We start from the raw sequence: 14482 nt of genomic DNA, 5'->3' as shown, positions 1-14482 counted from the left end.
GTCGTTCTCAAAATCGGTGGAGCTGCATGACAAGGTCATCGGGCATTATCTGAACATAAAACACTATCAGTAAGTTGGAGTCATTACCATCTCATGGCGCAAATAGCTTTTATCATATTTGGCATCCCAGGCGTGAACAATTACCGGGCCATCAACCAGTTCAATATCACCAATATTGCCGTGTTTCTTATTTGCCGAACGCATCTGTGACAGAGGGCGCAGCTGATAACTGCTGTAAAAACCATTCTCCATCACCGCCTGCATCAGGCTGTGCATACTAATTTCCAGCAGTCGGGCGCTATGCGTAGCATGATGAAGATGCTGCTGGATAAACTGCATCACCTGGCGACGGCTGGAAAAGTAATGCAGCTTGCTTTGCAGCGCGCTGAGCAGCTTGTCCGTCATCTCTTTAAATTCGCTTTCCGAGTTAATCAGCATGGAAAGCATCAGCTTCAGCGACTCCAGCGGATGCGTCAGCCCGTTTTCCAGCTCGTAAACCACGTTGAGCCACTCTTCGCGCGCGCCGCGAATGTTTGCCTTGTAGAGGTCGGAATAGGGATAATTTTCCGCCAGCGAGCGCGTCATCATAAAGCCGTCTGCGTTCAGCTTAACCAGATCGTGACGACGCAATACCGGCGTGACGTAGCTTTTATCCAGGGTGCGCATGGAAATGCCCTCAACCCAGGAAAAGCTGCCTTTCTTTTCGCTGCCTTTATGCAGACGTATCGACTGCTCCGGCGAAACGGCTTTTATAGCAAGCTGCATAACCGTTAAGCCGATCAGGGCGCGCCCTACTTCGCTGGTCACGCGATTCACCAGGCTCTCAATACTGGTAAGCGTCGGCTCGCTGATCAGGGTGTGATCAGGCATCGTTTCGCCCGCTTTCAACGACACAATCAGATTATCCAGAAACCCTTTTTCAAATTCGCTTCGGATATGCTTAGAACGCGCCTGCGCGCCCGCCGACATCGGCCCTTCGTGGTAAACCGTTACCTCGCCCGTCTCGCTGTAATACTCGCTGCGATCGGTAAAAACCCGAATATATTTCTCTGTCATTTTTTTCTCACAGAATGGTTAAGCGTTGCAGGCTGCGCTCGTTCAGCGTGGGATAAGGATAAGGAATCAGCACCATACCTTCTTTTATCTGCTTGTTCGTATTGCTGTTGCGAATCTCAAAACCAATGGCTTTCAGCGCCACCAGCGTTTGCGTCAGCGTTGCCAGGGTGCATTTATAGCGCTGACATAACGTCGCTTTCGGCATAATTTCACCGGTCTCCGTTCCCTGGGCGATATGCTGATAAAGCGTCCAGAAAGTATCCTGCTGCATCTGCGGAGCAAAGTAGTCGATGGCAATATGGTAGCGATTTTTATACTGGTAATAGCCAAACAGCTGCACCAGATCGTCTTTATGCAGATGCTGGCGGGCGATGATTTCCAGCGCTTTCCATAGCAGCAGCAGCGAAGTTTTTTCCGTTAAGCCGCTATCCATCACGATAGTGCGAATGCCGGAAACCGGCGTCGCCAGCTGGATCTGAATGCGATAGCAATCCGCGGCGGCATCTTGTCGATCGCGCAGAGCGAGGGTCAGCGTCTCTTTTATCAGCGCATAATGTACGCCGTAATCCGCCGCGTTTGGCTGGCTGCTCAGCATTACCTTAAGATCGCTGCCGACGTTAAAGAAAAATTGGCCTTCGCCGCTTTCGCCTCTGGCTGCGCTGGCGCTTCAATAGCGCTATCGCTTCACTCGCTTTTTGCGCGTAAACCTTAGTCAGCGCCGATTTCCTGGCGCGAAAACCCAGCTCGACGCTGTTATCCAGATAGCGCAGCGCAAACGGCATTTCGGCACCGAACACCTGGTCGCGAATGCTCAGCGCCAGAATGCGCGCAAAGTGCGGCGGCACCGAGTTGCCTAACTGATGAATCGCTTTCTGCCGCGCGCCGTTAAGCTGATAGCGGTCCGGGAAGGTTTGCAGCCGCTTCAGCTCTTCAATAGAAAAAGGGCGGTTTTCCCAGCTGAACGGGCCGGTGTATTGCCCGCCCTGCGCTTTCAGCGTCCGCACCGGCCTCTCTGGATCCGCTTTGTAGAGATAATCGGAAAACTTGGATCGCCATGCGAACCAGGGCGTCGGATGGCCCATTTTTTCGGTGTAGAAACTGTAATTCAGGCCCGGCGGAATATCCTCCAGCAGATGGCCGTGCCGTCCGCCGATCGGTTTTGGAATGACCGCGCTGGTAACGCTGGCGATGGCGTCCGCCGCTGAATAGTAGTCGCGCTGGTCCTGTGAGTCCGGCCCATGCGAAGGTTGCGGGAAGTTGAACTGCCCCTTTTTCAGACCGACGATAATCAGCCGCTCGCGGAACTGCGGCACACCGTAATCCGCCGCATCCAGAATGCGCCAGTGCAGCTTGTATCCCAGCTCTTCAAAGGCCGCCTGGATCTGTTCCCAGGCTTTGCCGGACTGCGCGCCGATCACGCGATAGACATTTTCAAACAGGAAGCCCGCAGGCTGGAGCTTATAAATAAGGCGTGCGTACTGCAGGAAAAGGTTGCCACGCTCGTCATCGGTGCCGTTAACGCCCGCCGCCCTGGCACCGGCGGCGGAAAAGGTCTGACACGGCGGGCCGCCGATAATAAAGTCAATATCCTGCAAGTCTGGATCGTAAGCGTTAATATCCTGACAAACGACATGGCTGCCGTGCAAAATGCCGCCGGGCTGCGCATTCATTTCCAGCGTTTTGGCAAACTCAGGGATAATTTCGTTACATTCAACAATGTCGAAACCCGCCTGATGAAAACCAATATCCAGGCCGCCGCCGCCGCTGAACAGGCTCAGAGTTTTTATTTTTTGTTTATTTTCAAATGCGGCCTGAATTTTCTCGCCAAATATATCTGGCCAGCCTGATGAATAATTGACATTTAGTTTTTCTAACGCCTTGTTAAACCATGATGATTCATTTTCTGAATCCTGGAAAAGCTCAAAGTTATTCATCATTATATCGTGACCTGGAAACCTGTTTATCGCGCGCATTATAATCGAATAAAGGGCAGATTCCAATAAGCGACGAGATCAGTATAAAAATAAAAATTACCGTTTATTTGTTTACTCAATATTTTTATTAAAAATAACGCGCAAGAAAATAATAACGATTATTTCTCTCGAATAATTCTGTTTATTAATATATTTATTTATCCGGCAGGATAATAAGAAATAATAACCACGCTGCCCCTCACGCTGGCGGCTCTGTTGCTATACTCAGCATCACGTGAAAGCCTGAACGGGCAGCGGCCTTTTCAGTTTTTGTTGGTGGGCAAGAGCCTTTGAAGCGTTACCGCCACGCGCACACAGATGCCGGGGCGGGGAAACAAGGAGTCACGATGCTGGTGCTGTGGAATACCCTGATTGTGCTGGCGACCGTCGCCATCATGGAAGTCGTCGCCACGCTGGCGCACAAGTACATCATGCACGGCTGGGGCTGGGGCTGGCATCTCTCTCATCATGAGCCGCGTACCGGCTGGTTTGAGGTAAACGATCTCTACGCCGTGGTATTCGCGCTGTTGGCGATTGCGCTGATTGCGCTGGGCACGGCGGGTTACTGGCCGCTGCAATGGATCGGCGCCGGGATGACGCTCTATGGCGCGATCTATTTTATGGTGCATGACGGACTGGTGCATCAGCGCTGGCCGTTTCGCTATATTCCGCGCCGCGGCTACCTGAAACGGCTTTATATGGCGCATCGGCTGCATCATGCGGTGCGCGGGAAAGAAGACTGCGTCTCTTTCGGCTTTCTCTATGCGCCGCCGGTTGAGAAGCTGCAGGCGACGCTGCGCGAGCGCAACGGCAAGAAAGCGCGTCCGCCTCGTGCGGCTTCCCGCCAGAACGCCAGCAAAGAGGCCCGTCCGTCAAACGCAGAGCAAAACGCCGAACAACCCGATCGTCGCTAATTTCTCACAGGCCGTGATGTCCGCTTTTACGGCGCGGGCGCTGCCATAAAGCGGGATCGCGCGGCGGCGGATTGGCAACGCGAGAACCCAGCGCCAGCGCCGCGCCTTTAATCAGTAATCCCACTTTTTCCAGCCGATGCGTGCCCTGCCGCCGATCCCAGGCGCGCGGGCCTGCGGCACTGACCTTAACGCCAATCTCCCGATAGACGCCGTGCGCCGACGCGATCGCCCATGCGGAACGCAACGGCAATCCGGGCAGGCCCGCCAGCGCCGAAGCATAATAGGGCTCCGCTTCTGCCACCAGCCGCTGCGCCAGACGCGCCAGATGCGGGCGATAAGCAGGCTCGGGAATCTGCGCGGCGCTCATCCCTTCCGCCGCCAGCCACTGTGCGGGCAGATAACAGCGCCCCGCCTGCGCATCCTCGACGATATCGCGGGCGATATTGGTCAGCTGAAACGCCAGGCCCAAATCACAGGCGCGATCCAATACCGCCTCGTCGCGCACGCCCATAATGCGCGCCATCATCAGCCCGACCACGCCCGCCACGTGATAGCAGTAGCGCAGCGTATCCTCAAGGGTTTCATAATGGGTTTCGCGTACATCCATAGCGAACCCTTCCAGATGGTCGAACGCCAGCTGCGGCGGAATGCTGTGGCGGGTCGCCACCTCCTGAAAGGCGGCAAAGGCGGGCTCCTGCATCTCCGCGCCGGCAAAGGCGCGCTGCGTCTGGGTTTTCAGCATCTCCAGCCGCTGAAGTGCGCTGCCGCTGCTGGCCGCCGGATGATGAAAGCCCAGCACCTGACCATCGATAACGTCATCGCAGTAGCGGCACCAGGCATAAAGCATCAGCGCGCTGCGGCGGGTTGGCGCGTCGAACAGCTTCGACGCGGTAGCAAAACTTTTTGAGCCGACCGCCATCGTCTCGGTGGCATGATCCATCAACGTGCTGTTCATCGGGAAAGCGCCTCCAGCATCAGTCCGGCGGTGGCCTTCGCCGATCCAATAACGCCCGGAATGCCCGCGCCCGGATGGGTGCCCGCGCCGACCAGATAGAGATTGGGAATGCGGCTGTCGCGGTTGTGGGGCCGGAACCAGGCGCTCTGGCGCAGGATCGGCTCAATGGAAAACGCTGAGCCGTGATGCGCGCCAAGCTGGTCGCGAAAATCAAACGGTGTAAACATGCGGTGCGTCACCAGCTGATCGCGCAGGCCGGGCATGTAGTGCTGTTCCAAATAGGCGAAAATGCGATCGCGCAGGCGCGGCCCTTCCACCGTCCAGTCAAGATTCGCCGTACCCAGATGCGGCACCGGCGCCAGTACGTAATAGCTGCCGCAGCCGGGCGGCGCCAGCGAAGGATCGGTGACGCAGGGCGCGTGCAGATAGAGAGAAAAGTCTTCCGACAGCGCATCGCGATGAAAAATATCCTCAATCAGCTCTTTATAACGCGGCCCGAAGCAAACGGTATGGTGCGCCAGCTGGCTGTGATGATGGTTGAGGCCGAAATAAAGCACAAACAGCGAGTTGCTCATGCGCTTGCGCTTTAAGCTGGCCGCACGCGCCACGCCGGTGGGATGATGCCCCAGCAGCTTTTCGTAGGTATGCACCACGTCGGCGTTGGAGGCGACCGCCGCCGCCGCGATACGCTGTCCGTCCGCCAGCTGCACCGCGCTGATACGCGCCCCCTCCGCTTCCAGCTTCGTGACCTCCGCATTCAGCATCAGCTGACCGCCCAGATCCTCAAACAGCCGCACCAGCCCCTGCACCAGCGCGCCGGTGCCGCCACGCGCGAACCAGACGCCCCATTCGCGCTCCAGCGCATGGATCAGCGTATAGATCGAGGAGGTGGCGAACGGGTTGCCGCCCACCAGCAGCGAATGAAACGAGAACGCCTGGCGTAAATGTTCATTTTCAATAAATTTTGCCACCATGCTGTAAACGCTGCGCCAGGCCTGCAGCCGCGCCAGCTGAGGCCCGGCGCGCAGCATGTCGCGAAACGATAAAAACGGCACCGTGCCCAGCTTCAGGTAGCCCTCTTTAAACACCGCTTTTGAGTAATCGAGAAAGCGCCGGTAGCCTTCCACATCGCGCGGATTAAAGCGGCGGATCTGCGCCTCCAGTCGTTCCTGATCGTTGTCGTAATCAAAGATCTGGCCCGACTCCCAACACAGGCGGTAAAACGGCGTGACCGGCAGCAGGTCGACATAATCCGCCATCTTTTTGCCCGCCAGGGTAAACAGCTCCTCGATGGCGCTGGGATCGGTAATCACCGTTGGCCCGGCATCAAAGGTAAAGCCCCGATCCTGGTAAACATAGGCGCGGCCACCCGGCTTATCGCGCTGTTCAAGCAGCAAAGTGGGAACGCCTGCCGCCTGCAGGCGAATCGCTAAGGCCAGGCCGCCAAAACCGGCGCCGATTACAATTGTTTTATTCATCACTGAAGGCTCGCAGCCGGGGAGTTTGTTTAAGTACGGCCCGCAGCGCTTCGCCAACCGGAACCGGTGGCTTGCCCGTCAGGATCCGCGCCATATCGGTCAGCCTCAGCTGGCCGGCGTAAAAGCGGGCGATAAGCCCTGGATTAAGTCGATAAAAGCGCTGCATTACCTCCCAGCGGCGATCGGCGCGTCCCGCCAGGAACAGCATGCGATTAAGCAGGCGGAAGAAGCGCTGGCGCCGCCACTGGCGCTGCGCATAAGCGTGCAGCAGATTAAACAGTGCGGCGGCGTCCAGATTCGGCTGGCGGGCAACCAGGTCGGCCAGCGCCACCGCCTGCGGCAGCGAGTAGCCGGTGGTGGAATGAAACAGTCCGGCGCGCAATCCGCTGCATGGCTGGCCCGCTTTTTCCCGCCAGAAGGCGTGATAATCGCCTGCCAGCGTAATCGGCAGATTGCCCTGCTCTTCGCGTTGCAACTGCGCCAGCTGCCAGCCCTGGCGCTGCGCGTATTCCTGAATATGCTGGCGTGCCCGATCGCTGCTGAGCGTGGCGCGATCGATATAGTGCGTGTCTTCAATCAGCACTTCGTCAGCGGAGAGCGGCAGCGTATACACAAAACGATAGCCCGCCGACTGATCCACCGTGGCATCCATCAACAGCGGGCGCGTCAAGCCGTGCGGCTGGCTGAGCCGCCACTGTTGCCCCAGGAAGGATTGAAAGCCAATGGTCAGATGCGGGCTGGGCTGATAGCCGCGCCCGTCAATCACGGCGGCGGCGCTTAGCCGCTCACCATTAGCCAGCGTAACCGAACCAGGCGTCAGGCTGGCAACCGGCGTATTAAGCAGTAATCTGTCGCCCAGCGCCTGCGCTATTACCGCCGCAAAACGCTCGGAAGTAATGCTGAGATAACCGCCATCCAGCGTACGCGTCAGCGCGGAAAACGCACCTCGTAACCGGGCCAGCGATGCGCCACCAGCGGCGCGATCCACTGCTGCTCAGCCGTCAGGTCGTCCTGATGGAAGGACCAGGTATGGTTGCCGCCCGCCTGCGCGCCCGCCTCAATCAGCAGCAGATCAATCTCAGGCCGTAGCTGGCGTAGCCGCCAGGCGATTAGCCCGTTGGCCAGCCCGCCGCCGACCAGGATCAAATCCCAGCGCGCTTTCATCAGGCGGCTCCCGCCAGCACCGGCCGCTTCGCGCTCAGCGCCTGCTCGACGATCTGCGCCGCCAACGCCACGCCACCCGCCTGCCGGAGCTGCGGCTGCATGGCGATCAGCCGCTGGCGATACCCGTTATCGCTTAACAGCGCCTTGAGATGTTGCGCCAGCGTGCCGCTGCCAGCGAAGCGCGAGGCGCGACGGCCAATGCCGCTGTAAACCACGCGCGCCGCCACGCCCGGCTGATCGAACGCCAGCGGAATTGCGAGGATCGGCGTGGCGCTGGCGATGGCATCCATTACGGTATTCAGCCCGCCGTGGGTGATGACCGCCTGCGCCTGGCACAGCACCGCTGACTGATCGGCAAAATCGGTGACCTCTGCGCCATAGCTTGCCAGCTTTGCCGCCTGCGCGGCATTCAGTCCGCCGCAGTGCGCAATCAGCAGACGTACATCAAGGCGGCGACAGGCGCGCGCAATATTCAGGAACAGACGATAGCGATGCCCCTGCAGCGTCCCCAGCGAAGCGAACACCAGCGGCCGATTGCCCTTTTCGCTGCCTGGCGACGCCGCCGCATTACGCAGCGGGCCGACGGCATGAAAGCAGGCGGGTAGCTGACGAGGAAAATCGAAGGCAGGCAAGGTCTGGCTGATTTGCGCCAGCGGCGACAGGCATTCATGCAACGCCCGCCGCTCGCTCAGACCGAAGGCGCGCGCGTGCCGGGCAATCACCTCGCCCTGGCGCCGCATCAGCCAGTCATAAACTCTGGTGCTGGAGGCGTAGAGCTTTTGGCTGCGCGCGCTGGTTCCATAGTTAAACGGCATCACCGGCAGCGGGATCTGCTCATCGCGGTTAACCGGCAGCGCGCAGGCTACCGAGACGAACGGCAGCCCCAACGCCTCGGCCACCAGGCCGCCCGCCGCCTCCATCTGATCGACAATCAGCCCATCCACGCCGCTTTTTTGCAGCGCGGCGGGCAGTTCGCGACACAGCATATCGGTGGTGTTCGCCAGATCGTCAATCAGCCGAAAAATACCCAGCCCGGACGGGCGCGCCGTCAGCCGTAAAGTGCGCGCCAGGCTGCCCGTCGGATGGCTCTGTTCGCCAACTGCCAGAAAGCCGATGCGCGCATCGCTGAGCAGCGTGCGCGCCTCCGCCTGTTGAATAAAAGTGATGCGATGACCACGCGCTATCAGCTGCTGCGCCAGCGCTTCCAGCGCCCGCACATGGCTGTAAAGCGGCGGCGCGATAACGGCAAAGTGGCTCATCGATCGCGTACCAGCGTTGCCTGACGCAGCGCGCTCAGGCTGGCGCTGCCGGTACAAAAACAGGCGACGCGCAGCTGTTCGATCACGACCTGAAAATGCGCCGCGACCGCCTCGCCGGAGATGGTCGCGCTGCCCAGCACGCCCGCCGCCCGCCCGCCAGCGTCGCCCCTAAACGCAGCGCTTTGGCAACGTCGATGCCGTCAGCGATGCCGCCGGAGGCGATCAGCGGCATCTGCGGCAGCGCCTGATGCAGATCGCACAGCGCCTGCGCGCTGGGAATGCCCCAGTCGGCAAAGGCCATCGCCACCGCGCGTGCATGTTCCGTTGCGGCGCGTTCGCCTTCTACTGCCGCCCAGCTGGTGCCGCCCGCACCCGCCACATCCAGCATCGCCACGCCCACCTCGGCCAGCCGTTGCGCTACTGCAACCGACAGTCCGGCCCCAACCTCTTTGACGACAACCGGCACCGGCAGTGCGTTTACCGTGTTTTCTATCGCCGCCAGCACGCCGCGCCAGTCACGATCGCCGCCGCTCTGCAGCGCCTCCTGCAACGGATTGAGATGAATGATGAGCGCATCCGCCTCGATCATCTCTACCGCCCGTCGCGCATAGTCGAGGCCCTTTGTGCTGGCGATCTGCGCCGCGCCCAGATTGGCCAGCAGCGCAATATCCGGCGCAACCTGCCGCAGTTCGCGGGTTAAGCCCCAGTTATCGTCGCTTTCCAGCGCCACGCGCTGCGAGCCGACGCCCATCGCCAGCCCCAGCGCCTGCGCCGCCTGCGCCAGATGGCGATTAATGGTTTTTGCCCGGCTGGCGCCGCCGGTCATTGAACTGATCAGCAGCGGCGCCTGCAACGTCCTGCCGAACAGCGGGACGCGCAGATCGATCTCATCCAGGCTGAGTTCCGGCAGCGCACAGTGTTCAAAGCGCCACTGCTCAAAGCCGGTAGCCTGCTTTTTAACGCGCGGCGCGCTGTTCAGGACAATATCCAGATGATCGTTTTTGCGTTGAGTCAGGTCCTTCATTAACACTCCGGTAGCGACTGCGTCCTGCTCTGGCCGAACAGCGCCATCTGTTTATCAAACCAGGCGTGCATAAACCGTTGGGTGGCAACGCCCCGCTTGCAGGCGCTGGCGAGATGTTCGTCGGCGCTGCGCAAGTGTTCGCGTAACCGCTGATGTACCGCGTCGGCACCCAGCATCGCCACCAGCGTCGATTTACCGCTGTCTTTATTGAGGTCTTTGCCGGTGCCGCTCAGTCCATCGGCGAGATCATCCATTAGCTGAAACGCCTGCCCTAAATCCTGTGCGAAGCAGCGCAGACGCTGGCGCGCCTGCGGCGGCGCATCGGCGACGATCGCCGCCATTTGCAGCGTGGCGTCGAACAGTCGGCTGGTTTTCAGTTCGTTAGTCAGCAGGATCGCTTCAGCGCTGCGCGCGTGGCCACCCTCGCTCAGATCGAGGAACTGGCCCTGCACCAAGCCTTGCAGGCCGACGGCGGTAGAGAGTTCGGCAACCGCCTGCGTTTTGCAGGCGTGCGGCAGCGACTGCGCCTCCGCGACCACGCCAAAGGCGCGGCTCAGCAGCGCGACGGCGGCGAGTATCGCGACGTTTTCGCCATACTGTCGGTGAATGGTCGGTCGGCCGCGACGCAGCTGCGCGTTGTCCATGCAGGAATATCATCCAGCATCAGCGATGCGGCATGCACCATCTCCACCGCACAGGCGAGATCGAGCAGGCCGGGCTGCGCGGCATCGCAGCCTAAATCGCGCGCCGCCAGCACCAACAGCAGCGGCCTTACGCGCTTGCCCGCGACCAGCGTGCCTTCGCGCATTGCCGTATAGACCAGATCCTGCTGCTCGCCCGCCGGCAGGAGCTGATCGAGGCGGAGTTGCAGCGCGTCCCGGAGTGCTTGCAGTTCATCTTCATAGTTGGCGTTCATCGTTGCTGTCCCTGGTTCCTCATCGCGGCGATTTCTACAGAAGCGCATGGTGACGGCAGATGGAGAGCCGCAGTGACCTGCATAACGTAGTTTCAAAGCAGAACGCTGGCGCTGTTTTCTGCTTTGCTGTGTTTGCAAAGCGTAGCGCAATCTTCAGAATTTTCCTTTTGTGCAGCGGTTACGTCACAAAGATTTACCCGCAATTAACAACCCGCCGCCGCGCTACGCTTGTTACCGCTGCATTTTCAGGTCAACAGCTGCCGGATCAGCGTTATAACCTGCTGCACTTCGCCCTGTGTAAGCGCGCCATCTTTAGCAAAACGCACCCGTCCCTGTTTATCCAGCACCACGACGGCGGAACCGCCCGCCTCCAGTTGCCAGGCGCGCCTGACTGCGCCCTGCTCATCAACCACGAACAGCGCGGCGGGCGTCTGCTGCTTGCTGCTTTCGAGGCTGCGCCGCACGAAGATCGCGCTGCCGGGAATCGCATCGTCGGTATTCACAATGGTGGTGATCTGGAAGGTTTGCGCCGGGAAACGCGCGTCGGCGATGGCCTGAATCAGCGACTCATTCAGCGCTTTGGCCGAGAGGCGGCCCGCCATATGCAGCACCACGCCGGTTTTGCCAGCGAGCCGCGCGCTGTTCCAGCTGCGGTAGCCCGGCTCGCCCTGTTGCAGGATAAGTTCCCCCTTATCCGCAACGCCAACCGGCGCCACGCGCTGGCCGTCGATAAGGTTATGTGCCGGAGCGTAAAAAGAGAGACAGGTCAGGATCAACAGTAAAGGCAGGCGCAGCGTCATGAGTTCTCCAGAGTTATGAGGAAGCCCAATGACTATAAACGCTGCGGTTGAGGTTGGCGGATGAATGGGTTTGAGGATGATTAAAGGAAGCTGGTTTATATTGCCAGGAAAATTGCTGTAAATTACGGTGCGTACAATAGGGGGGCATGTATCATGAAGGTATTGCCGGTTCGTTTACGCGCTAATTAACTGGCAAAACTACTGAACATATAAATCCTTCCAGACAAACCAAACGATATATCAGCATGGGACTCGACGCATGGAAACAGCCCTTTTAAGAACTATAAGCAAGAGATTTATTATTTCATTAATAACTTCCTCGACTTTTATTACCGGATGCACGATAGCTGTCATATGGCTTTACTTATCAAATATTGAAAGGCTGGATGTTTTCTTTGATGCTGCAAGTATCAGCTCATCCTTAAGCATTATATTTTTCTTCACTCTTTTATCACTTCTGGGATTTAGCTTGATAATTTTTATATCGTCTTTTATTTTAATCGTTATTTATACCGGTTATGAAAAACATTTTAAGAAGTATCCTGCTATTCCCCATAGCGTTTCCAGTGTTTGCTATATAAATAGCTCACTTATATGCCTCATGTTAATTGCTGGTTATTCAACATATTACTTTACGGAATGGAATGGCTACGTGATTACATTTTTATCCCTCGTAATCATTCTTGCTTTTAGCTATCACTTTACTTACTCCCGTTTATTTAAATTACGTACACCTTCGCTACACCGTATCAAAAAATTTGAGCGTTTACCCCAAAAAAAGGGTTAGTTTTTTGGTTACCTTTACAACTTTTGGGGCCTGGAATTGTACAGATACTTCCCATGATGTTTCCGCTTAATCAACTTGATTTTAGCGAGGGCACAAATGACTGGACTGAGATAGTAATAATTACTGTGTTGGCTTCTGCTATTGTTACTATCGGCATCCTGCCAGGCGCTATGGTGGTAAATGAGCGTAAAAAGAAAGGCTGGGTCACAAGTATCACTGCTATTTTAGTTAGTATCCCTATTGTAATTGCTGTATTTAGTATCTGGTACAGACCATTGCCTAACATGGTAATCAATATGGCAATGTATCTGTCAGGAATCAGTGACTGGCGAACTCATCAATATTACATCGAAAGAAAAATCTATTCACATGCTATGTTTAACAATGCCCTCTGGAACACCCGATATTATAAAGATATCCCTGAGAAATTTTTCATTACTGGCGTTAGCGAATTTTCGCTTGGAAATATAAAATTGGTTTGTCCAGCCGAGATAAAAAAAGCAAGAAAAGAAAGCATGAGATTCACTGTGAATGATTTTAGTGAGTATGATAAAAAAGGGAAAGACTTGAAGGCGACAGCGATGAGATGCATCGCCTTTAATAAAAATGATATTCATACCTGGGATTCTCCATTACCTGAACCAATTTATTATGAAAAAGTAAAATTGATGACAGAGAACTCAATGATTCAATTCCTTCATATGCTGAAATGATTTATTGAGGGTAGCACTATACTTTTTTCATAATAAAGATATTCATAATTTGGCATATTAATATATAACGGCCTTTTCTGTGAAACATCCTTTATTATTAATAATTGTTCTCACGTGGATAAAGCTGCCGGATCAGTATTCATTCTGGCAGCTATCGTAAAGTTCCCCCCACCGCGCTGGGCCTGTTGCCAGATTTATAACTAAGCTGAGCAGATAAGCGTGTACACTGCTGCGGTTTTGTACCTAAGCGCCCAGGAGGCAACAGTATGAAAGAAGGCCCATTGACCGAGAAAGAGCTGCAATGGCTTGACGAAATGCTGGAAAAATATGGCAACGATGAATCGATCGTGGACGTCGCCGAGCTGGATGGCCTGCTGACCGCCGTGCTTTCCGGCCCAAGAAGCATTGAGCCGAGCGAATGGCTGGTTGCGCTTTGGGGTGGACAGAACCGCATTCCTAAGTGGAGCAACGAGCGCGAGATGAATCGTTTTATGGAGCTGTGCTTCCAGCATATGAACGATATTGCCGATCGCCTTGCCGACTTCCCTGAGCAGTTCGAACCGCTGTTTGGCGTTCGTGAGACCGAAGGCCAGGATTTTACCGTGGTGGAAGAGTGGTGTTTCGGCTATATGCGCGGTGTGGCGTTAAGCGACTGGTCGTCGCTGCCGGCAGAGCTACAGCCTGCACTCGACGCCATCGCCCTGCACGGCAGGGAAGAGAATTTCCCGCAGCTGGAGACGCTCTCCCCGGAAGAGATGGAAGAACGTTTCGCCGCTATTCGCCCCGCCGCGCTGGCACTGCACGATTACTGGCTTGCCCAGCCGGAGGCGATACCTGCGCCGCAGCAGCCGATGGTTGCCGAGCAGAAACCGGGCCGCAACGATCCCTGCTTCTGCGGCAGCGGTAAAAAGTATAAGCAGTGCTGCCTGCACTGAATGAGATGCGCCTGCGGGCGCATTTTTTATGGCTGTGAAAATTCAATAATAGAGAGGCATAATCAGAAAAGGTGTGCCTGAGAAAATTTAACATGTTTGAATATTGAAGCTTTAGTATTGAAAAAGGAGGAGGAGCGAATCATCAGCTTTATACGGTGTGTGTTGAAGTGAAACTGAGTGGCGGAACGCTCTCTTATTCTTTAGGGCAAGAAAATTCAGCAGTGACTAAATGTGACTCTGATTTATCAGATTGAACATCATACGCAAAGGAATACCGCTCTCCAGATTGTAGTGGTCAACAAAAACTGGCCACCGCTTTAGGGTTTTTCCAGTATCGACTTTCCGGTTCATTTGGTGGTAATCCACCGTTATATTCATGCAGCCTGAGCGCGCTGTAATACCCAACGATATAGTCCGTTATTGCCCAGGCTGCATCGCTGAAGCTTGTGTAACCCGTCACCGGTACCCATTCGTTCTTCAGACTCCTGAAGAAGCGCTCCATTGGGCT

General features: G+C 56.3%; 12 protein-coding genes and 4 pseudogenes. 4 read left to right on the top strand and 12 right to left on the bottom strand.

Going from position 1 to position 14482, the window contains the following annotated elements; all coding sequences use genetic code 11:
- Window positions 1–73, top strand: a 73-nt coding sequence (locus P3C52_RS20365; RefSeq protein WP_004200914.1) for an IS1 family transposase, incomplete at its 5' end; no start/stop codon positions are given.
- On the opposite strand, the gene P3C52_RS20360 is transcribed toward P3C52_RS20365, so the two are convergent.
- From P3C52_RS20360 to P3C52_RS20350, 3 genes are read right to left on the bottom strand one after another with little or no spacing between them, the layout of a single operon-like run.
- Window positions 67–1056, bottom strand: a complete 990-nt coding sequence (locus P3C52_RS20360) for a hypothetical protein (protein WP_275556686.1) — start codon at window positions 1054–1056, stop codon at window positions 67–69. The genes P3C52_RS20365 and P3C52_RS20360 overlap by 7 nt on opposite strands.
- Window positions 1057–1063: 7 nt before the next feature.
- A complete protein-coding gene (locus P3C52_RS20355; protein ID WP_275556685.1) occupies window positions 1064–1651 on the bottom strand; it encodes a hypothetical protein in 588 nt (195 codons plus the stop codon).
- A 22-nt stretch (window positions 1652–1673) separates the two neighbouring features.
- Window positions 1674–2993 carry a DNA cytosine methyltransferase gene (locus P3C52_RS20350; RefSeq protein WP_275556684.1) on the bottom strand — a complete coding sequence of 440 codons (1320 nt, stop codon included), beginning with the start codon at window positions 2991–2993 and terminating at the stop codon, window positions 1674–1676.
- A gap of 383 nt (window positions 2994–3376) precedes the next feature.
- Between P3C52_RS20350 and P3C52_RS20345 the strand changes: the two genes are divergently transcribed.
- On the top strand, window positions 3377–3943 hold the full coding sequence (locus P3C52_RS20345) for a sterol desaturase family protein (protein WP_275556683.1): 567 nt from the start codon (window positions 3377–3379) through the stop codon (window positions 3941–3943).
- A gap of 4 nt (window positions 3944–3947) precedes the next feature.
- Here P3C52_RS20345 and crtB read toward each other — a convergent pair whose 3' ends face one another.
- The 7 genes and pseudogenes from crtB to P3C52_RS20310 all read right to left on the bottom strand — a co-directional run bounded on the left by crtB (window position 3948) and on the right by P3C52_RS20310 (window position 11539).
- On the bottom strand, window positions 3948–4898 hold the full coding sequence (gene crtB / locus P3C52_RS20340; RefSeq protein ID WP_275556682.1) for a 15-cis-phytoene synthase CrtB: 951 nt from the start codon (window positions 4896–4898) through the stop codon (window positions 3948–3950).
- Window positions 4895–6376, bottom strand: a complete 1482-nt coding sequence (locus tag P3C52_RS20335; protein WP_275556681.1) for a phytoene desaturase — start codon at window positions 6374–6376, stop codon at window positions 4895–4897. Before P3C52_RS20335 ends, crtB begins: the two co-directional genes overlap by 4 nt.
- Window positions 6369–7540, bottom strand: a pseudogene (crtY, locus tag P3C52_RS20330) (lycopene beta-cyclase CrtY). The gene P3C52_RS20335 and the pseudogene crtY overlap by 8 nt, the downstream one beginning before the upstream one ends.
- Window positions 7540–8799 carry a glycosyltransferase gene (locus P3C52_RS20325; RefSeq protein WP_275556680.1) on the bottom strand — a complete coding sequence of 420 codons (1260 nt, stop codon included), beginning with the start codon at window positions 8797–8799 and terminating at the stop codon, window positions 7540–7542. Before P3C52_RS20325 ends, crtY begins: the two are co-directional and overlap by 1 nt.
- Window positions 8796–9823, bottom strand: a pseudogene (gene fni, locus P3C52_RS20320) (type 2 isopentenyl-diphosphate Delta-isomerase). Before fni ends, P3C52_RS20325 begins: the two are co-directional and overlap by 4 nt.
- Window positions 9823–10739, bottom strand: a pseudogene (locus tag P3C52_RS20315) (polyprenyl synthetase family protein). Before P3C52_RS20315 ends, fni begins: the two co-directional pseudogenes overlap by 1 nt.
- Window positions 10740–10984: 245 nt before the next feature.
- Window positions 10985–11539 carry a YtfJ family protein gene (locus tag P3C52_RS20310; RefSeq protein ID WP_275556678.1) on the bottom strand — a complete coding sequence of 185 codons (555 nt, stop codon included), beginning with the start codon at window positions 11537–11539 and terminating at the stop codon, window positions 10985–10987.
- 840 nt (window positions 11540–12379) lie between these two features.
- Here P3C52_RS20310 and P3C52_RS20305 point away from each other — a divergent pair.
- Together P3C52_RS20305 and P3C52_RS20300 are read left to right on the top strand one after the other, a co-directional pair.
- Window positions 12380–13039: a hypothetical protein gene (locus tag P3C52_RS20305; RefSeq protein WP_275556677.1), complete on the top strand. Its 660-nt coding sequence runs from the start codon at window positions 12380–12382 to the stop codon at window positions 13037–13039.
- Between the two features lie 266 nt (window positions 13040–13305).
- Window positions 13306–13974, top strand: coding sequence for a YecA family protein (locus P3C52_RS20300; RefSeq protein WP_275556676.1), 669 nt, complete (start codon window positions 13306–13308; stop codon window positions 13972–13974).
- Between the two features lie 193 nt (window positions 13975–14167).
- Here P3C52_RS20300 and P3C52_RS20985 read toward each other — a convergent pair.
- Window positions 14168–14260: pseudogene (locus tag P3C52_RS20985) on the bottom strand (lipoprotein); the annotation flags it as partial.
- A 9-nt stretch (window positions 14261–14269) separates the two neighbouring features.
- Window positions 14270–14482 (bottom strand): IS3 family transposase (locus P3C52_RS20295; RefSeq protein ID WP_275556675.1); only part of this gene is annotated, 213 nt, incomplete at its 5' end.

The sequence above is a fragment of the Mixta sp. Marseille-Q2659 genome (assembly GCF_940807255.1).
Classification (GTDB): Bacteria; Pseudomonadota; Gammaproteobacteria; order Enterobacterales; family Enterobacteriaceae; genus Mixta.
This window is presented reverse-complemented; position numbering and strand designations above follow the sequence as displayed.